This window comes from Streptomyces sp. WAC03905, assembly GCF_057371075.1.
Map to the genome: position 1 here is coordinate 6189889 of NZ_JBXYDZ010000003.1, position 19213 is coordinate 6209101.

Sequence of the window (19213 nt, forward strand, 5' to 3'; positions counted from 1 at the left end):
CGTGGGTTGCTCAAGTCTGCCCGCAAGCAGGGAAAACAAGAACGACAGGCAAAGGACGCCGAAGGGCGCATGCCTCTCGTCGAGCACCTGCGCGAACTGCGTAACCGCCTGCTGAAGTCGGTCCTGGCGATCCTCGTCATCACGATCGTCGCGGCCTTCTTCTACCGGGACATCATCAACTTCCTGCTGAAGCCGATGCTGGACTCCGTCGGCTGCACCGACGGCGTGGTGACCCAGCGCAACGGGCGCCCCTGCGCCGACATGACCGTGAACGGCCTGATCTCGGCGTTCTCGATCGCCCTGAAGGTCTCGCTGATGGCCGGCGTGGTGCTCTCCGCCCCGGTGTGGCTCTACCAGCTGTGGGCGTTCGCCGCGCCCGGGCTGCACAGCCACGAGAAGAAGTACGCGCGCAGCTTCGTCGCGGTCGGCGCGCCGCTGTTCATGGCCGGCGCCGTGCTCGCGTACAAGATCCTCCCGCAGACCGCGACGATCATGCTCGAGTTCACCCCCGACCACGCGCGCAACCTGCTGCCGGTCGACGACTACCTCGACCTGGTCACCCGCATGGTGATCGTCTTCGGCCTGGCCTTCGAGCTGCCGCTGCTGCTGATCCTGCTGAACTTCACCGGCGTGCTCACCGGCAAGCGCCTCGCCGGCTGGTGGCGGGGCATGGTCCTCGGCATCACCGTCTTCGCCGCCTTCGCCACGCCCACCGGCGACCCGCCGACCATGCTCGCGCTGGCCCTGCCCATCGTGGCCCTCTACTTCGCGGCCGTCGGCCTCTGCCTCCTCAACGACCGCCGCCGCCGGCGCAACGACCCCGACGCGGGCCTCAGCGACGACGAGGCCTCGGAGCTCGACCTCACGCCGGCACCGATCGGGCAGATGGAAGCGACGCCCGCCCCGGCGGCCCTGCCCGGCCAGGCCGACGGCGGACGGCAGCGGATCAACGGGTACGACGACGCCACCTGACAGGTACATTCCGGGGGTGAGCTACGAGGTCACCCTTTTCGTCAATCCCACCGCGGGACGCGGCCGGGGCGCGCACGCCGCGCAGCCGGCCGCCGCCGCACTGCGGGACGCCGGATTCTCCGTACGGACCCTGGTGGGCACCGACGCACCCGACGCGCTGGCCCGGCTGACGGCCGCCGTCCGCGAGGGCGCCGGCGCCGTCGTCGCGGTCGGCGGCGACGGCATCGTCTCCCTGGCGCTCCAGGCGCTCGCGGGCACCCCCGTGCCGCTCGGCGTGGTCGCCGCCGGCACGGGCAACGACTTCGCGCGGGCCGCGGGCCTGCCCGTACGGGAGCCGGCACGCGCGGGACGCATGGCCGCCGAGGCCCTCAAGGAAGGCCGGATCCGGGAGATCGACCTCGGGCGGGCGGGCGGCACCTGGTACGGGACCGTGCTGTGCTCCGGCTTCGACTCCAAGGTCAACGACCGGGGCAACCGGATGCGACTGCCGGCGGGCCGCTTCAAGTACGACCTGGCGATGGTCGCGGAGCTGGCCGCCTTCCGGCCGTTCCCCTACCGCATCACCCTCGACGACGGCCCGGTGATCGAGACCGAGGCGACGCTCGTGGCCGTCGGCAACGGCTCCTCCTACGGCGGCGGCATGCGCATCTGCCCGGACGCCGTCCCCGACGACGGCCTCTTCGACGTCACCGTCGTCGGCGACTGCAGCCGCGGCACCCTGCTGAAGGTGTTCCCGCAGGTCTACCGGGGCAGCCACGTCTCCCACCCGAAGGTGAGCGTCCACCGTGCCCGGAAGATCACCCTGGAGGCGCCCGGCCTGACCGCCTACGCCGACGGAGAGCCGCTCGGCCCCCTCCCGGTGACCGCCGAGTGCGTACCCGGGGCGCTCCGGCTCCTCACATAAATGATCGAGACTGTTGTCAGAGCCGACGGGTAGGCTCGACAGCAAGATGACCGAAGAACTCTCACCCGCCGAGCGGTACGCCGCTGCCCGGATCCGCGCCGCCGAAGAGGCCACCGCCCTGGCCCCCTTCCGCGAGATGTACGACTTCGACCTGGATCCGTACCAGGTGGAGGCATGCAAGGCGCTGGAGGCCGGCAAGGGCGTCCTCGTCGCCGCACCGACCGGCTCGGGCAAGACCATCGTCGGCGAGTTCGCCGTGCACCTGGCCCTCGCCCAAGGCCGCAAGTGCTTCTACACGACGCCGATCAAGGCGCTCTCGAACCAGAAGTACGCCGACCTCGTCAAGCGCTACGGCGCCGACAAGGTGGGCCTGCTGACGGGGGACAACAGCGTCAACTCCGAGGCGCCCGTGGTCGTGATGACCACCGAGGTGCTCCGCAACATGCTCTACGCGGGCTCCCGGTCCCTGCTCGGCCTCGGATACGTCGTCATGGACGAGGTCCACTACCTCTCCGACCGGTTCCGCGGAGCCGTCTGGGAGGAAGTGATCATCCACCTCCCCGAGTCGGTGACCCTGGTCTCCCTCTCCGCCACCGTCTCCAACGCCGAGGAGTTCGGCGACTGGCTGGACACCGTGCGCGGCGACACCGAGGTCATCGTCTCCGAGGAGCGGCCCGTACCGCTCTGGCAGCACGTCATGGCCGGCCGCCGGATCTACGACCTCTTCGAGGAGGAGTCCGACCACGGCGGCCGCGGCTCCGCGCGCCGGGAGGTCAACCCCGACCTGCTGCGCATGGCCCGCGAGGAGAACAGCCGCACCTACAGCCCGAAGGACCGGCGGCGCGGCAAGATGGTCCGCGAGGCCGACCGCGAGCGTGAACGGCGCTCCCGCAGCCGGATCTGGACCCCGTCGCGCCCCGAGGTCATCGCCCGCCTCGACAACGACGGGCTGCTGCCCGCCATCAACTTCATCTTCAGCCGGGCCGGCTGCGAGGCCGCCGTCCAGCAGTGCCTGTTCGCGGGCCTGCGCCTCAACGACGAGGCCGCGCGGCTGAAGGTCCGGGAACTGGTCGAGGCGCGCACCGCCTCCATCCCCACCGAGGACCTGCACGTCCTGGGCTACTACGAGTGGCTCGAAGGCCTGGAGCGGGGCATCGCCGCGCACCACGCGGGCATGCTCCCGACCTTCAAGGAGGTCGTGGAGGAGCTGTTCGTCCGCGGACTGGTCAAGGCCGTCTTCGCCACGGAGACCCTGGCGCTGGGCATCAACATGCCCGCCCGCACGGTCATCCTGGAGAAGCTCGTCAAGTGGAACGGCGAGCAGCACGCCGACATCACGCCCGGCGAGTACACCCAGCTCACCGGCCGGGCCGGACGCCGCGGCATCGACGTCGAGGGCCACGCGGTCGTGCTCTGGCAGCGCGGCATGGACCCCGCCGGCCTCGCCGGACTCGCCGGCACCCGTACTTATCCGCTGCGCTCCAGCTTCAAGCCCTCGTACAACATGGCCGTCAACCTGGTCAGCCAGTTCGGGCGGCACCGCTCGCGCGAGCTGCTGGAGACCTCCTTCGCGCAGTTCCAGGCCGACCGTTCGGTCGTCGGGATCTCCCGGCAGGTGCAGCGCAACGAGGAGGGCCTGGAGGGCTACCGGGAGGGCATGACCTGCCACCTGGGCAACTTCGAGGAGTACGCGCAGCTGCGCCGCGACCTCAAGGACCGCGAGACGGAGCTGGCCAAGCACGGCGCAGCCCAGCGGCGGGTGCAGGCGGCCGACTCGCTGGAGAAGCTCAAGCCGGGTGACATCATCCACGTGCCGACGGGCAAGTTCGCCGGGCTCGCACTGGTCCTCGACCCGGGCGTGCCGGCCGGACGCGTCCACGGGCACCGCGGGTACGAGTACGCGGAGGGCCCGCGGCCGCTGGTGCTCACCGCCGAGCGGCAGGTCAAGCGGCTCGCCGCGATCGACTTCCCGGTCCCGGTCGAGGCGCTGGACCGGATGCGGATCCCCAAGTCCTTCAACGCCCGCTCGCCGCAGTCCCGTCGGGACCTGGCCTCCCAGCTGCGGAGCAAGGCCGGGCACATCACGCCGGAGCGGCGCTCCCGCGGCCGGGCCGCGGCCGCGGACGACCGCGAGATCGCCCGGCTGCGCACCGAACTGCGGGCGCACCCCTGCCACGGCTGCGACGAGCGCGAGGACCACGCCCGCTGGGCGGAGCGCTACCACCGGCTCCGGAGGGACACCCAGCAGCTGGAGCGGCGGATCGAGGGCCGGACGAACACGATCGCCCGCACCTTCGACCGGATCCACGCCCTGCTGACCGAGCTGGACTACCTGCGCGAGGACGAGGTCACCGTGCACGGCAAGCGGCTCGCCCGGCTGTACGGCGAGCTCGACCTGCTGGCGTCCGAATGCCTGCGCGAACGGATCTGGGAGGGCCTGAGCCCGGCCGAACTGGCCGCCTGCGTCTCGGCGTTGGTCTTCGAGGCCCGGCAGTCCGACGACGCGGTCGCGCCGAAGGTACCGGGCGGCGCGGCGAAGGTCGCGCTCGGCGAGATGGTCCGCATCTGGGGCCGGCTCGACGCGCTGGAGGAGGAGCACCGCATCAACCAGGCGGAGGGCGTCGGCCAGCGCGAGCCGGACCTCGGCTTCGCGTGGGCGGCCTACCAGTGGGCCTCCGACAAGAGCCTGGACGAGGTGCTGCGCGAGGCGGAGATGCCGGCCGGTGACTTCGTGCGCTGGTGCAAGCAGGTCATCGACGTACTCGGGCAGATCGCGGCGGCGGCCCCCTCGGCCACCGGCGACAGCGGCAGCACGGTGGCGAAGAACGCCCGCAAGGCCGTGGACGCACTGCTCCGCGGCGTGGTGGCCTACAGCTCCGTCAGCTAGAGCGGCCTGCGGGACGGTATGGCCGGCCGCCGCGGGAGGAACCCCTCCGTGCGGCGGCCGGGTCGTTTCAGCCGCCGGGGGCGGGCGGGGTGCCGTCCGCCCGGGGGCCGGCTTCCCAGCCGGGGCGGTCGCGCCAGGCCTGGAGGGTGCGGGTGCTCTCGAAGCGGTGGGCCGCGCCGGTGACCGGATCGGTGAACGCCAGGACCCGGGCCAGGAGTTGCAGCGGCCGCCGGTAGTCGTCCGGCGCCGGGTCGGTGACCTCCGGATACACCGGATCGCCCAGGATGGGCAGGCCCAGCCCGTTCATGTGCACCCGCAGCTGGTGGGTGCGGCCGGTGTGCGGGGTCAGCCGGTAGCGGCCCAGGCCGCCGCGCACGTCGACGAGTTCGATCAGGCTCTCGGCATTGGGCGGGCCGGGGACCTCGGTCGCGGCGATCACCCCGCGGACCTTCTCGATCCGGCTGCGGACGGTGCGCGGGAAGGACAGCTCCGGGTCGCGGGCGGCGAGGGCCTCGTACTCCTTGTGCACCTCGCGGCGCTGGAAGAGGAGCTGGTAGGCGCCGCGGTCCTCGGGCCGGACGCTGAACATCACCAGGCCGGCGGTGAGCCGGTCCAGGCGGTGCGCCGGGCTGAGCCCCGGCAGGCCCAGCTCCTCGCGCAGCCGGGCCAGGGCGGTCTCGGTGATGTGGCTGCCGCGCGGAGTGGTCGCCAGGAAGTGCGGCTTGTCCACGACCAGCAGGTGCGCGTCGCGGTGGACCACGCGCAGCGCGAACGGCACCCGCGGCTCCGGGTCCGTGTCGCGGTGGAACCACAGGTGGGCGCCCGGCTCGTACGGGTCCCGCGCGTGCAGCACCCGCCCGCCGGGGCCGAGGACCCGGCCCGCGGCCAGCAGGCGCGCGATGGACTCCGCGCCGCGGGTGCCGGCGTAGCGGGCGGCGAGGTAGCTGCCGAGGTCGGGCCAGGTCCCGTCCGGGTCGGCGGGCAGCCGCAGCCGGACCGGGTCGATGCCGGCCCGCTGGGGGAGGGGCGAGGGGGGTGCCGGGGCTCTGCGTCTCATCGGGGGACAGGCTATGCGGCTACTGCCGGGTGAACGTGCCCAGGTGGTTCTCGTCGAGGTACTCGACGCGGAAGGTGCCGTCGCCGAAGAACACGCCGGTGCGGCCGATGGCGTTCTCGCCGGTGGTCTCGAAGCTGAAGGTGTCGCCGTCGTAGTGGGCCAGCGGGAAGCGCAGCGGCTTCGGGCCGAGGGCGAGGGTGAGCGCGCCGTCCTCGCCGGCGGTGACGGTGGCCCTGCCGTAGTACGGGTTGTCGTAGGTCCCGGTGTACGCGGCGCTGTCGCGGGCCGGCTTCGCACCGGCCGGCGGGCGCGAGTAGTCGGTGTCGGACCGGCCCGCATTGAACGTCTGCTCGTAGCTCGCGCCCGCCAGCGCCATCCAGTCGGCGGTCGGCTTCCCGTACTCGGCGGTGTCGAAGAAGTCCAGGGCGACCGCGTCGGCCAGGCCCACCGGGGCCCCGTTGGTCAGGACGACGATGCCGAGGCGCTCCAGCGGGAGCATCGTGACGTTGGTGTTGGCGCCCAGGGCGAACCCGCCGGAGTGGCTCAGGCGCAGTCGGCCCGCGCCGTCGTAGGAGACGTTCCAGCCCAGCCCGTAGAACTGCGGCGTGCCGCGGCCGGTCACGGCCTGCGAGACGATCTCCGGCACGCGGGTGCGGTCGAGGGCGTCGGCGGCGATGATCCGCTTCCCGTCGAGGGTGCCGCCGTTCAGCTGAAGCCGCAGCCAGCGGGACATGTCGCGCACGGTGGAACTGGTCCCGCCGGCCGGGGTCTGGGCGTCGGCGTCACGGACGTAGCGGGGGCTCCAGGTGCCGTCCGGGTTGCGCACGTGGCCCCACGCCCGGTCCGGGGCCTTGGCGTAGGCGTCGAACTCGGTGCTGGTACGGGTCATCCCGGCGGGCTTGAAGAGGGTGTCCGCGCTGAGCTGCTGCCAGCTCACGCCGTGGTCGCGGGCGACGGCCTCGGCGGCGGCGGTGAACCCGAAGTTGGTGTACGCGTAGCTCGCGCGGAACGGGCTCAGCGGCTCCTCGCGCAGGTGGTCGAGGATGTAGCGCTGGTCGTAGCCGAGGTCCTCCAGGAGGTCCCCGGCGTGGTCGGGCAGGCCGCTGCGGTGCGAGATCAGGTCGGCGGGGGTGACGTGCGAGCTGACCCAGGGGTCCTTGAGGGCGAACCCGGGGAGGGAGCCGGCGAGCGGCTCGTCCCAGTCACCGGGATCGGCCAGAGCGCCGGCGATGACGCTGGAGGTGACGGGCTTGGAGACGGAGGCCAGCTGGAAGACGGTGTCCGGGTCGACCTTGGCGCTCTCGCCGGTGCGGCGCACGCCGAAGCCCTTGAGGTAGACCACCTTGTCGTCGCGGACGACGGCCACCGCCACCCCGGGGACGCCGGTGCGGCGCATCTTGTCCGTGACGGAGGCGTCGAGGCCGGCGATCGCCTTGTCGACGGCTGCGTCGGTGAGCTGGGGGCGGGGAGCGGGGGGCGGGCTCGGAGCCGCCGTGGCCACCGTCGCCGCCGAGGCGGTGAGGAGGGCGGCGGCCCCTGCCGCTCCCAGGGCGCGGAGCGTACGCATGAGGCCATTGTCCCGCCGCTCGCCTCCCCGCGCGCGTCGCGCGGGGAGCGGGCTCCGGAGTCCCGCACCCCGCGCGCCCTCCGGCGCGGGCCGGATTCGACGCGGGGTGGGGTCAGGCCGCTGCCCTGTGCTCCTGTTCGGCCTCCACCGTCGCGTTCCAGTCGCGCTTGATCGCGCGCCAGCCCTCGTCCGTCTCGCCCTGGCGCCAGTAGCCGGAGATCGACAGGCGTTCGCGGGCGATGCCGCGCTCCAGGCGCAGGTGGCGGCGGAGGTCCTTGACGAAGCCCGCCTCGCCGTGGACGAAGGCGTGGACGTCCGTCGAGGGGAACTCCAGGGCCTGGACCGCCTCCACCAGGGCCTCGCCGACCGGGCGGTCGCCGCGGTGGAGCCAGACCGGTGCGACGCCGTCCGGCGTGGTGATCTTCAGCTCGTCGGCCGGGCCGTCGATCTCGATGAGCGCGTGGACCAGCGCGCCCGCCGGCATCCGCTCCATCGCCGCGGCGATCGCCGGCAGGGCGCTCTCGTCGCCCACCAGGAGGTGCCAGCCCGCCGCCGGGTCCGGAGCGTAGGCGCCGCCCGGGCCGAGGAAGTGCACCAGCTCGCCCGGCTGGACCCGGGCCGCCCACGGGCCGGCCAGGCCCTCGTCACCGTGGACGACGAAGTCCAGGGTCAGCTCCCGGCGCAGCGCGTCCCAGTTGCGCACGGTGTAGGCGCGCTGGCGCGGCCACTGCGCGCGGGGAAAGTCGCCGCGGATGCGTTCGAGGTCCCACGGCGCCGGGTAAGCAACACCCTTGGGAGCGAAGAGGAGTTTTACGTAATGGTCGGTGTATTCGCCCGCGCCGAAGTCCGCCAGGCCCTCACCACCCAGCACGAGCCGCACCATGTGCGGCGAGAGCCGCTCGGTGCGTACGACAACGGCGGTGCCGACAGTGCGGCCGCGTCCTTCTGCCACGGTATCCCCTGACTCCCATGAAACTTAGCCTTACCTAAGTTAGCACCTCAGGAGTGCAGGGTGCTGCTCAGACGGGACACTGCGCCCCCCAATCCCCACCGATGGGCTAGTGCGTCGACCATCTCGGGCTGCGCCGGAGCCTTCGGAAGGGCCGCGTCGAACTGCGGAAGCGGCACGTCGGAGGCCACCTTGACCACCTTGGGGGCCACCGCCAGATACGGGCGCGACTCGTCCAGCCGCTTGCGCTGGGCGGGCGTCAGCCCCGACTTCGGGTCGTCGATCGCCGCGATGATCCCGGCCAGGTCGCCGTACGCGTCGAGCAGCTTCGCCGCCGTCTTCTCGCCGATACCGGGCACCCCCGGCAGGCCGTCGCTCGGGTCGCCGCGCAGCAGGGCGAGGTCCGCGTAGCCGGGGCCGTCCACGCCGTACTTCTCCCGCAGCCACGCCTCGTCCGTCACCTGGAGGGTGCCCACACCCTTGAGGGGGTACAGCACCCGCCGCTGCCGGGCGTCGTCCACGAGCTGGTACAGGTCCCGGTCGCCGGTGACGATGTCCACCGGACCCGTCGCACGGGCGGTGAGCGTCCCGATCACGTCGTCCGCCTCGTAGCCGGCGACGCCGACGCGGGCGATGCCGAAGGCGTCCAGGGCGGCCTCGATGATCGGCACCTGCGGGGCGAGCGTGTCCGGGGTCTCCTCCACGTCAGGACCCGACTCGGTCTCCACCGCGACCCGGTGGGCCTTGTACGAGGGGATCAGCTCCACCCGCCACTGCGGCCGCCAGTCGGCGTCCATGCAGGCCACCAGATCGTCCGGCCGGTGGTCCTGGACGAGCCGGCCGATGAAGTCGAGGAGCCCGCGCACGGCGTTGACGGGGGTGCCGTCCGGAGCCTTGACGGAGTCCGGCACGCCGAAATAGGCGCGGAAGTAGAGGGAGGCGGTGTCCAGGAGCATCAGGCGTCGTGTCGTCACGCAGACGATGATGCCGCAACCGGCTGCGGGGGCGGTCGCGGTCACCGGGGCGCCCCGGCGCGCGCCCGAACGCCCCCGGAGCGCCACTGACGGTGAGCGGACGGGTACGGGAAGGTCGGTGCGGGCGAAACCGGAGGCGGTTGCTGCGTAAGGTGCTTACAGCACACCGATGTGCGACGGACAGGGGGAGGGCAGCCCCGAAATGAACGACAGGGACGGCACGGACGGCCTGAACGGCAAGCTGAACGACGTGGACGACAAGAGCAAGGACAAGGACGGCAAGGAGCCCCTGCGGGTGGGTGTGGCCGTGCGCAAGCGGCGCCGCGCGCTCCACCTGACGCTGGCCGCCGTGTCGGCGCGAAGCGGCCTGTCCGTGCCCTTCCTGAGCCAGATAGAGAACGAGCGGGCCCGGCCCAGCATCCGGTCCCTGGAACGCGTCGCGGACGCCCTGGAGACCACCGCCGTCGAACTGCTGGCCGCCTCCGACACCGCGCGCACGGTGGACCTCGTACGGGCCGGCGACGAGTCCGGGCTGACCCCGGTGCCGGGCGTACGGCCCCTCGTGCGCGGCCACCACCAGCTGCACGCACTGGAGTTCACCGGGGACCAGGACGCCGGGCGCGAGTACCAGCACCGCAACGACGAGCTGATGTACGTGGTCGAAGGGGCCTGCCAGGTGGAGGCCGAGGGGCGGGCCTACCGCTTGGAGAGCGGCGACGCGCTGTTCCTGTCCGGAGGCGTGCGCCACCGCTGGCGGGCCGTCACCGAGGACACCCGGATCCTGGTGGTCGCCGTCGGCGATCACATCCACGCGACGTCCGAGCCGCCGTCCCCGGGGCACTGACGGCATGCCGCGGCGGGTGGTGTCGCTGGTGCCGTCGCTGACCGAGGCGGTGGCCGTGAGCGCGCCGGGGCTGCTGGTCGGGGTGACCGACTGGTGCACGCACCCCGGCGACCTCGGGGCGGCGGAACGGATCGGGGGCACGAAGAACCCCGACGTGCGCAGGATCGCGGAAGCTCCGCCCCGACCTGGTGATCGCCAACGAGGAGGAGAACCGGGCACCGGACCTGGACGCGCTGCGCGCGGTGGGGGTGGAGGTGCTCGTCACGGAGGTCCGGGACCTGCCGCAGGCGCTGCGGGAACTGGACCGGGTCCTGGTGGGGGCGCTGGGACTGGCGAGGCCGGCGTGGCTGGCGGACGCGGAGGCGGCGTGGGCCGGCGTGGAGCAGGCGCGCGAGCGCTCCGCCTTCGTGCCGGTGTGGCGGCGGCCGTGGATGGTGCTGGGCCGGGACACCTTCGCGGGTGACCTGCTGGGGCGGCTCGGGGTACGGAACGTCTACGCCGGGCACGCGGAGCGGTATCCGCGGATCCCGGTCGAGGAGCTGGCCGGGGCGGGCTGCGATCTGGTGGTGCTGCCGGACGAACCGTACGCCTTCGCGGCGGGCGACGGGCCGGAGGCGTTTCCCGGCCTGCCGGCGGCGCTCGTCAGCGGGCGGCACCTGACCTGGTACGGACCCTCGCTGGCGGAGGCCCCGGCCGTCCTCTCCGAGGCGCTCCGGGCGGCGACCTGACCCGACGGGGCGAGTGGCGGATCCGGGGCGGCCTGCGGGCCGGTGGCTTCCGGGGCTCCGCCCTTCCGCTCCCGCGGCGGGTGGCGGTGCTCGGGGTCGGCCTGCGGGCCGGTGGCTGCTGGGGCTCTGCCCCAGACCCCGCGCCTCAATCGCCGGCGGGGCTGGATGTGCGGGGCGGTGGCTTCGTTGGTGTGGGGCGGGGTGGCTTTGGCCGCGGTGCGGTCGGGCGGGGTCGGTTGGGTGTGGGGCGGTGCCCCGGCGGAGTGTCTCCTCGGCTCGCGCGGAACCGTACTTCGCGGTTGTGCCCGGTGGTGCGCGCTCGTCCTGCGGGGACACTCCGCCGTGTCCCCACCCCGTCGCGGGGGGAGCGGGGACGGTGAGGGGTGTCCCCGCAGGACGAGCGCGCAACCCCCGGCCCGCGGCCGAGAAGGCTCGCGCGCGCCGAGCCGAGGAGACACCCCTCGGCGGCCCCGCGCACCGGCCCGCACCATCCAGCCTCGCCGGCGTTTGAGGCGCGGGGTCCGGGGCGGAGCCCCGGAAACCACCGGCCCGGGGCCGGCGCCGGGTCCGCCACCCGCCGCGGGAGCGGAGGGGCTCAGCGGGGTAGGAGGTGGCCGCGCAGGAGGCCGCGGGTGGTGTGGGCGGCGGCCAGGAGCCATGCGGTGAGAAGGGCCAGGAAAAGGGCCGCGGCGAGCCAGCCGAGGGCGGTGAGGCCGGTGTGGCGGGCCAGCCCGGCGGCGCCGGTGACGCAGGTGCCGACGGGGAAGGTCAGCGCCCACCAGGTCATCGAGAAGCCCATCCCCGCCCGGGCCGCCCGGACCAGCATGCAGACGGCGAGCGCCAGCCACAGCAGGGCGAAGCCCATCACGGGGACCCCGTAGACGACTGCGAAGGCGCCGAGCGCACCGGCGTAGGGAGCGCCGATCGCCTGCGGGGCCATGTCGGCGAGCTGGTTCACGGCGGTGGTGGACTGGCCGAGGGGTCCCAGGACCAGGAACAGGGTCGGGGTGAGGGCCAGCGGGAGCGGGCCGCCGACGATCAGCCGGCCGAAGATCAGGGGCAGCATCAGCAGGGTGGCGAGCAGGCTGATGCCGAACATGGCGTAGCAGGCGAGCAGCATGGCCTCGCGGGGCTGGCCGGGGGACAGGTGGGGTATCAGCAGCGGGCCCAGGGCCGCGGAGACCATCGGCGCGACGAGGGGCAGCAGCCAGACGGGGGTGGCCTGCTTCGGCTGGACCTGGTGGCGCACCACCATCAGGTACGGCACGGCCACGGCCGCGACCAGGCCGATCGCGGTGCCCGCGGTGAAGAGCACGGCGTCCACAGCGACGGCGGCGTCGGTCCCGATGAGGTCCTTGCCGACGATGAGGGTGCCGCCGCCGACGGCGAGCAGCGCCATCGAGAGGCATCCGTAGAAGGGCGCGACGGCGGGGTCGAGGAGGTGGGCGCGGGCCTGGTCGCGGTGGTGCAGCCAGTGCACGGCGCGGGCTGCGAGCAGGACGGCGAGGGCGGCGGCGGACAGCGCCCAGACGAGCTGGCAGGCCACGCGCTGGCCGGGGAGCTGGTACGGGAGGGTCGCGCCGGCGTTGGCGACGATCGCGGTGCCCATGACGGAGGCGTACCAGTTCGGGCCGAGGTGTCGCAGCGCCGGTGCCTTGTGGGCGGTGGGCGCGGGTTCGGGGAGGGTGCGGGGTCGCACGAGGGTGGTGGCCATGGGTCCAGCGTCATGCCGGGGCGGGACGAACGGCAGGGACCACCTTTCTATAAGGCCATAAACTGATGTTATGGGTGATGAGACGTGGGTTCCGCTGGCGCACCGGGTACCGGACCTGGGGGCGTTGGAGCTGTTGCTCGCGGTCGCCCGCGTCGGGAGCCTCAGCGGTGCGGCCCGGCGCCTGGGCATCACCCAGCCCGCGGCGAGCAGCCGGATCCGCGCGATGGAGGCGCGGCTGGGGGTGGCGCTGGTGGACCGTTCCCCCCGGGGCTCGACGTTGACGGCCGAGGGCGCGCTGGTGACCGACTGGGCCCGGCGGGTGGTGGAGGCGGCGGAGGCCTTCGACGCGGGTGCGCAGGCGCTGCGCGGGCGGCGGGACTCGCGGCTGCGGGTGGCGGCCAGTATGACCATCGCCGAGTACCTGCTGCCGGGCTGGCTGATCGCGCTGCGCGGGCAGCGGCCGGACACGGCGGTGTCGCTGCACGCGGGCAATTCCGCGGTGGTCGTGCAGCGGGTGCTCACGCACGAGGCCGACCTCGGCTTCGTGGAGGGGCTGACGGTCCCGGAGGGCCTGGACTCGGCGGTGATCGCGCAGGACCGCCTGGTCGTGGCGGTGGCGCCGCTCCATCCGTGGGCGCGGCGCACGCGGGGCGTGGAGGCGGCGGAGCTGGCCGCGACCCCGCTGATCCTGCGCGAGCGGGGATCGGGCACCCGGCAGGTCCTGGACGCCGCCCTGGCCGGGCACGGCGGGCTGGCCGCACCGCTGCTGGAGCTGGCGTCGACGACGGCGGTGAAGGCGGCCGCCCTGGGCGGCGCCGGTCCGTGCGTGCTGTCGGAGCTGGCGGTGGTGGACGAACTGGCGGCGCGCCGGCTGGTGGAGGTGCCGGTGTCGGGCGCCGGACTCGGCCGGGCCCTGCGGGCGGTCTGGCCGGCGGGCGCCCGCCCTGCCGGGCCGGCCCGGGACCTGCTGTCCCTGACCCGGGGCACCCCGTGAGTGGGCCGTGCCCGGGGCCGGACCGTGAGGACCGGGAGGCGTGCCCGCCCGTCCGCTCGTAGTGGCTGTCGCGGGCGCCGGTGGTCGCGGGAACGGTCTCCTCGGGCGGCGGCTCAGCCCTGCGCGGGGGCGTGGGAGCGGGCCTGGAGGGTCTTCGTCAGGAGCGAGCCCACGACGATCAGGCCGACTCCCAGCCACCACATGTTGTCGAAGATCAGTACGGCGATGCCGATCGGTACGAGCAGGCCCGCGAGCGGCACCAGGAAGCCCGCCCACTGCGTGGGCTCGGGCGGCAGGCCGGCGGCTTCGCGGACCGCCCGGGCGCGGGCCACGTCCGGGTACCAGACGGTGAACTTCACCGCGGCGACGATCGCCAGGATCTGGATGATCCAGCCGGTCCAGATGTTGCTCGGGTTGTGCAGGACGAGGTCTCCGTACGCCCCGGCGGCCGCCGCGATCAGGAAGGCGATGCCCCACGCCCCCGTGATCATGTAGTTGGTGCGCAGGAAGCCACGGGTGTGCCACAGGGACGGGTCGACCTCTTCGCGGGCGTACTGCAGTGTGAACGGCATTCGCACGGCCATCGAGCCGAAGGCGATCACCGCCAGGGCGATGTTGGCCACCTCGCCGGCGTACGTCTCCAGCCAGCGCAGGGTCCCGTCGTTGACGAGGGCCCCGATGATGGCCATCGCCCCGAAGAAGACCACGTCGGCCAGCTCCAGCAGCTTCCAGGAGCTGCCGCGGTTCATCAGGTGGCCGAGCGCGATCAGGGCGACCGCGGCGGCGAGGGCCAGTCCCACGGCCAGTTCGAACCGTCCGGGACCGACCAGCAGGGAGAAGATGATCCACGGCGCCATGCCCACGACCGGGTTGTCCAGGAACCCGGCCACCGGACCTTTCGCCGTGCGGTGCGCGTCGGTGCTCACCCATCCAGCGTGCGCGCCCGGCGGCGGAAGGGCCATTCGTGCGGGGCGGCGGGCGGGCGGGAGGGCGGGGCCGGCCGCGGGACCCTGCGGCGCTGGGGAAGTCGCCGTACGTCCCGCGGCCGGCGGTCGGTCAGGCCACCGGCACCACGCCGCGGACGGCGGCGGCCTGGATCAGGGACGCCATCACCCGGGTGTCCCGGTCCCGTTCGGGGTGCCACTGCACGCCCAGCACCCAGCGCGCGGGGTCGGGCAGCTCGATCGCCTCCACCGTGCCGTCGAGCGCGTGCGCCGAGGCGACCAGGCCCCGGCCCAGGCGGTCGACCGCCTGGTGGTGGTAGGTGGGGACCTGCGCCTCCTCCGGGACGAGGTCGGCGTACCGGGTGCCGGGCACCGGGCGGACCGGGTGCCACCCCATGACGCCCGGGGTGTCGACGTGGCCGTCGATGTGCTGGATCAGGGTGCCGCCCAGGGCCACGTTCAGGGCCTGCATCCCGCGGCAGATGCCGAGCACGGGCACGTCGGCCTCCAGCGCGGCCCCGATCAGGGCCAGCTCCCACTGGTCGCGTACGGTCGCGGGGGCTCCCGTACGGGGGTCGCGTGCGGCTCCGTAGCGGACCGGGTCCACGTCGGGGCCGCCCGCGACGACCAGGCCGTCCACCCGGCTCAGCACCTCCGCCGCCGATCCGGGCTCGTCCGGGGGCAACAGCACGGCCGCGCCGCCCGCCGCCTGGACGAGTTGGTGGTACCCGGTCGGGACGAGGGACGTCGGCAGGTCCCACACGCCGTAGCGGGTGGATTCCTCGACGTAGGTGGTGATGCCGATGAGCGGCCTGGGCACGTTCGATACCTCCGGAGCGGAGCGGGGCGGACGGTGACAGGGTTTCAGTCGCGGGCCAGTTCCGCCTCGGCTTCCGCGAGGGCCGCGAACTCCTCCTCGGGGGCCGACGCCACGAGGTGGCGGCGGCTGTAGAGCGCGAAGTAGGCCAGGGCGACGGCGTACACGGCCAGCGCGATGAACGCCGCGTCCTTGTCCACCAGGAAGGTGGCGACCAGGGCCGAAAGGGCGAGGACGAAGGCCACCGAGGAGGTCAGGATCCCGCCGGGGGTGCGGTAGGGGCGCTCCAGCCGGGGTTCGCGGCGGCGCAGCACGATGTGCGAGAGCGCCATGAGGGCGTAGGAGATGGTGGCGCCGAAGACGGCGATGTTGAGCATGCGGGCGCCGTTGCCGGTGGCCGCGGCCAGGGCGAAACCGATCGCGCCGGGGATGATCAGGCCCAGGTACGGGGCCTTGCGCTTCGAGGTGAGGGAGAGGAAGCGGGGCAGGTAGCCGGCGCGGGAGAGGGCGAAGAGCTGGCGGGAGCCCGCGTAGATCAGGGAGAAGAAGGAGGCCACGAGGCCCGCCAGGCCCGCGTAGTTCACGAAGCGGCTCAGCGCGGTCGGGCCGCCGTCCCCCTCCAGGGCGACGACGAGGGGGTTGCCGGCCGTCTTGACGGCGTCGGCGCCCTGCGCGCCGGTCGCGGCGAAGAAGGTGATCAGGGCCAGCAGGGCGAGGATGCCCATGGAGATCGACAGGGCCTTGGGCATGGAGCGGACCGGGTCCTTCGCCTCCTCGGCCGCCAGCGGTACGCCCTCCACCCCGAGGAAGAACCACATGCCGAAGGGGAACGCGGCCCAGATGCCGAGCACGCCCAGCGGCAGCCAGGAGTTCGAGCCGAAGGCGCTCGCGTCGACGGGGATGTCGTCGAGGCCGTCGGCGCTGAACTCGATGAAGGCGCCCACCGCGAAGACCAGCAGCGCGGCGACGGCGACGGCGGTCACCACGAGGCTGAAGCGCAGTGCCTCGCCGACGCCCCACAGGTGCACGCCGATGAAGACCACGAAGCAGCCGAGGTAGACGGGCCAGCTGGAGGTGAGGCCGAAGAGCCCGAGCGACTCCACGTAGTCGCCGATGAAGATGACGATCGCCGCCGGGGCCAGGATGTACTCGATGAGGATGGCGGTGCCGGTGAGGAAGCCGCCCCAGGGGCCCAGCGCCCGGCGGGCGAAGCCGTAGCCGCCGCCCGCGGTCGGCAGGATGGTGGACAGCTCCGCGAGGGAGAACACCAGGCAGGCGTACATGGCGCCCATGAGGACGGTGGCGATGGCGAGACCGCCGAAACCGCCCTTGTCGAGGCCGACGTTCCAGCCGGAGAAGTCGCCGGAGACGACGTAGGCCACGCCGAGGCCGGTCAGGAGCAGCCAGCCGGCGCTGCCGCGGCGCAGCGTGCGGCGCTCCAGGTAGTCGTCCGGGCCGTCGCCGCCGGCGGTGACGTGGGGGGTGCGGGCACGGCTGTCAGCCGTGCCTCGATGTCGTCGGCCATCGTGCGCTCCTGCCTCAGGGCAATGGTTGTGGGGCGTACCTTTGCCGCAGTGGAGCGGAGCGCGCAAGACCCCTGCGTAAAACAGACGTTACGAAAACCTCTCGGCCACCCCCTGCCCCCCGGTCACGGCCGGCTCAGGCGAGGAACCCGCGCAGCAGCGCCGCCGTGCCGCAGCAGTGCTCGCGCATCACCTCCCGCGCCCCGGCCGCGTCCCGTTCCAGCACCGCCTCGACCAGCGTGCTGTGCTGCTGCTGCGAGTGCTCCAGGTTGCGCACCAGCAGCGGGATGCAGTCCAGCAGGTCGTTGACGGTGGCCCGGACGGCGGCGTACTGGGCCGTCAGGGTGGCGGACCCGGCCAGTTCGCACAGGGTCAGGTGGAAGAGGGTGTCCTGGCGGCGGTAGTCGGTGAGCGGTGCGTCGTGCGTGGCCCCCAGCGCGGCGAGCAGGCGTTCGGCGCCCTCCTCGGTCAGCCCCTGCGCGGCGCACAGCCCGGCCGCGCCCACCTCCAGGACCTCGCGGAAGCGCAGGACGTCCTCCAGGTCCACGCCCGCCACCCGTCTGCGCAGCTCCTCCTCGGTGCCGCCGGCCGGGGTGTCGGGGCGGGGCAGTACGAACGTGCCGCCGTACCGGCCGCGCCGCGCCTCCACCAGGCCCTGGTCCTGCAGTACCTTCAGGACCTCGCGCAGGGTGACGCGGCTGATCCCCATCCGCTCCGCCAGTTCGCGCTCGGGCGGAAGCCGTTCGCCGCCCGGCACCAGCCCCAGCCGGACCACCTGGAGGATCTGCTCCAGCGCCTCCTCGAACCCGTTGCCCGCCCGCACCTGGCGCAGCACGGGGTTCAGGCGCCGGGCGGCGTCGCCTTCGCTCGCCGTATCGGTCATCTCGGCTCCTCCCCTTCCCAAGCAATGGTTCTATTCAATACCTTAGGCCTCCTCGGCTCACCGAAGGAGAGAATCCCGTGGTAGACCGCACGCCGCCGCTCGCGCCCGAGGAGCTCCGCGCCCTCGTCGCCAGCGGTGAGATCGACACAGTCGTCCTGGCCTTCCCCGACATGCAGGGACGGCTCCAGGGCAAGCGGTTCGCCGCACAGTTCTTCCTGGACGAAGTCCTCGCGCACGGCACCGAGGGCTGCAATTACCTCCTCGCCGTCGACACCGACATGAACACCGTCGACGGCTACGAGATGTCGTCGTGGGAGCGGGGCTACGGCGACTTCGCCATGCACCCCGACCCCGCCACCCTGCGCCGCATCCCCTGGAACCCCGGCAGCGCCTTCCTCCTCGCCGATCTCGCCTGGCACGACGCCGCGCCCGTCGTGGCCGCGCCCCGCCAGATCCTGCGCCGCCAGCTGGACCGCCTCGCCGAGCACGGATACACCGCGATGGTCGGCACCGAGCTGGAGTTCATGGTCTTCCAGGACACCTACGAACAGGCCTGGAACGCCAACTACCGCGGCCTGACCCCCGCCAACCAGTACAACATCGACTACTCGGTCCTCGGGACCGGCCGCATCGAACCCCTGCTGCGCCGGATCCGCAACGAGATGCAGACCGCGGGCCTCACCGTCGAATCGGCCAAGGGCGAGTGCAACCTCGGCCAGCACGAGATCGCCTTCCGCTACGACGAGGCGCTCACCACCTGCGACCAGCACTCCGTCTACAAGACCGGCGCCAAGGAGATCGCCGCCCAGGAAGGCGTCTCGCTCACCTTCATGGCCAAGTACGACGAGCGCGAGGGCAACTCCTGTCACATCCACCTCTCGCTCACCGACGCCGACGGACGCAACGCGATGGCCGGAGAGGGCCAGGACGAACACGGCATGTCCCCCGTGATGCGCCACTTCCTGGCCGGCCAGCTCGCCGCGCTGCGCGACTTCTCCCTTCTCTACGCCCCGAACATCAACTCGTACAAGCGTTTCCGGCCGGGATCCTTCGCCCCGACCGCCGTCGCCTGGGGCCTCGACAACCGCACCTGCGCCCTGCGCGTCGTCGGACACGGCCGCTCCATGCGCTTCGAGAACCGCCTCCCCGGCGGGGACGTCAACCCCTACCTCGCCGTCGCCGGCCTGGTCGCCGCCGGGCTCCACGGCATCGAGAACCGCCTGGAGCTGCCGCAGATCTGCACCGGCAACGCCTACACCGGCGACTACGCCCACGTCCCCGCCACCCTCCGCGAGGCCGCCGAACTCTGGGAGAACAGCGAGATCGCCAAGGCCGCCTTCGGCCCCGAGGTCGTCGCCCACTACCGCAACATGGCCCGCGTGGAACTCGACGCCTACGACTCCGCGGTCACCGACTGGGAGCTGCGCCGCTCCTTCGAACGCCTGTAGTCATCCAC

The 19213-nt window shown here is 73.1% G+C and carries 15 protein-coding genes and 1 pseudogene; 7 read left to right on the top strand and 9 right to left on the bottom strand.

Features of this window, described 5'->3' with window-relative positions; genetic code table 11:
• Nucleotides 1-6 precede the first annotated feature (6 nt).
• From tatC to AC2RP6_RS30485, 3 genes are read left to right on the top strand one after another with little or no spacing between them, the layout of a single operon-like run.
• Nucleotides 7-972, top strand: coding sequence for a twin-arginine translocase subunit TatC (gene tatC / locus AC2RP6_RS30475; RefSeq protein WP_486449082.1), 966 nt, complete (start codon nt 7-9; stop codon nt 970-972).
• Nucleotides 973-988: 16 nt separating this feature from the next.
• Nucleotides 989-1876 (top strand): diacylglycerol kinase, encoded by an 888-nt coding sequence (locus AC2RP6_RS30480; RefSeq protein ID WP_486449083.1) that lies wholly within the window; start codon nt 989-991, stop codon nt 1874-1876.
• 46 nt (nt 1877-1922) lie between these two features.
• The gene (locus AC2RP6_RS30485) at nt 1923-4763 is read left to right on the top strand and encodes a DEAD/DEAH box helicase (protein ID WP_486449084.1); all 2841 of its coding nucleotides are present in this window, start codon (nt 1923-1925) and stop codon (nt 4761-4763) included.
• A gap of 67 nt (nt 4764-4830) precedes the next feature.
• Here the strand turns inward: AC2RP6_RS30485 and AC2RP6_RS30490 are convergent, their stop codons facing one another.
• The 4 genes from AC2RP6_RS30490 to AC2RP6_RS30505 form a co-directional block, all read right to left on the bottom strand.
• The gene (locus tag AC2RP6_RS30490) at nt 4831-5820 is read right to left on the bottom strand and encodes an RluA family pseudouridine synthase (RefSeq protein WP_486449085.1); all 990 of its coding nucleotides are present in this window, start codon (nt 5818-5820) and stop codon (nt 4831-4833) included.
• 19 nt (nt 5821-5839) lie between these two features.
• Nucleotides 5840-7387, bottom strand: a complete 1548-nt coding sequence (locus tag AC2RP6_RS30495; protein WP_486449086.1) for a serine hydrolase — start codon at nt 7385-7387, stop codon at nt 5840-5842.
• A 112-nt stretch (nt 7388-7499) separates the two neighbouring features.
• Complete coding sequence (locus AC2RP6_RS30500; RefSeq protein ID WP_486450508.1) at nt 7500-8270, bottom strand: siderophore-interacting protein; 771 nt, start codon at nt 8268-8270, stop codon at nt 7500-7502.
• Between the two features lie 116 nt (nt 8271-8386).
• A complete protein-coding gene (locus AC2RP6_RS30505; protein ID WP_486450509.1) occupies nt 8387-9292 on the bottom strand; it encodes a 5'-3' exonuclease in 906 nt (301 codons plus the stop codon).
• Nucleotides 9293-9605: 313 nt separating this feature from the next.
• Here AC2RP6_RS30505 and AC2RP6_RS30510 point away from each other — a divergent pair, with 313 nt between their 5' ends.
• Both AC2RP6_RS30510 and AC2RP6_RS30515 read left to right on the top strand, forming a co-directional pair.
• Nucleotides 9606-10154 carry a helix-turn-helix domain-containing protein gene (locus AC2RP6_RS30510; RefSeq protein WP_486450510.1) on the top strand — a complete coding sequence of 183 codons (549 nt, stop codon included), beginning with the start codon at nt 9606-9608 and terminating at the stop codon, nt 10152-10154.
• A gap of 4 nt (nt 10155-10158) precedes the next feature.
• Nucleotides 10159-10882: pseudogene (locus AC2RP6_RS30515) on the top strand (helical backbone metal receptor).
• Between the two features lie 595 nt (nt 10883-11477).
• Here the strand turns inward: AC2RP6_RS30515 and AC2RP6_RS30520 are convergent.
• A complete protein-coding gene (locus AC2RP6_RS30520) occupies nt 11478-12596 on the bottom strand; it encodes a TDT family transporter (RefSeq protein WP_486449087.1) in 1119 nt (372 codons plus the stop codon).
• 70 nt (nt 12597-12666) lie between these two features.
• Here AC2RP6_RS30520 and AC2RP6_RS30525 point away from each other — a divergent pair, with 70 nt between their 5' ends.
• The gene (locus tag AC2RP6_RS30525) at nt 12667-13590 is read left to right on the top strand and encodes a LysR family transcriptional regulator (RefSeq protein ID WP_486449088.1); all 924 of its coding nucleotides are present in this window, start codon (nt 12667-12669) and stop codon (nt 13588-13590) included.
• Between the two features lie 113 nt (nt 13591-13703).
• On the opposite strand, the gene AC2RP6_RS30530 is transcribed toward AC2RP6_RS30525, so the two are convergent.
• From AC2RP6_RS30530 to AC2RP6_RS30545, 4 genes are all read right to left on the bottom strand, one after another.
• Nucleotides 13704-14516, bottom strand: coding sequence for a hypothetical protein (locus AC2RP6_RS30530; RefSeq protein ID WP_486449089.1), 813 nt, complete (start codon nt 14514-14516; stop codon nt 13704-13706).
• Between the two features lie 130 nt (nt 14517-14646).
• Nucleotides 14647-15354 (bottom strand): gamma-glutamyl-gamma-aminobutyrate hydrolase family protein, encoded by a 708-nt coding sequence (locus AC2RP6_RS30535; RefSeq protein ID WP_486449090.1) that lies wholly within the window; start codon nt 15352-15354, stop codon nt 14647-14649.
• 44 nt (nt 15355-15398) lie between these two features.
• The gene (eat, locus tag AC2RP6_RS30540; protein ID WP_486450511.1) at nt 15399-16793 is read right to left on the bottom strand and encodes an ethanolamine permease; all 1395 of its coding nucleotides are present in this window, start codon (nt 16791-16793) and stop codon (nt 15399-15401) included.
• Between the two features lie 217 nt (nt 16794-17010).
• Nucleotides 17011-17757, bottom strand: coding sequence for a FadR/GntR family transcriptional regulator (locus AC2RP6_RS30545; protein ID WP_486449091.1), 747 nt, complete (start codon nt 17755-17757; stop codon nt 17011-17013).
• A gap of 77 nt (nt 17758-17834) precedes the next feature.
• Here AC2RP6_RS30545 and AC2RP6_RS30550 point away from each other — a divergent pair, with 77 nt between their 5' ends.
• On the top strand, nt 17835-19205 hold the full coding sequence (locus AC2RP6_RS30550) for a glutamine synthetase family protein (RefSeq protein ID WP_486449092.1): 1371 nt from the start codon (nt 17835-17837) through the stop codon (nt 19203-19205).
• Nucleotides 19206-19213 lie beyond the last annotated feature (8 nt).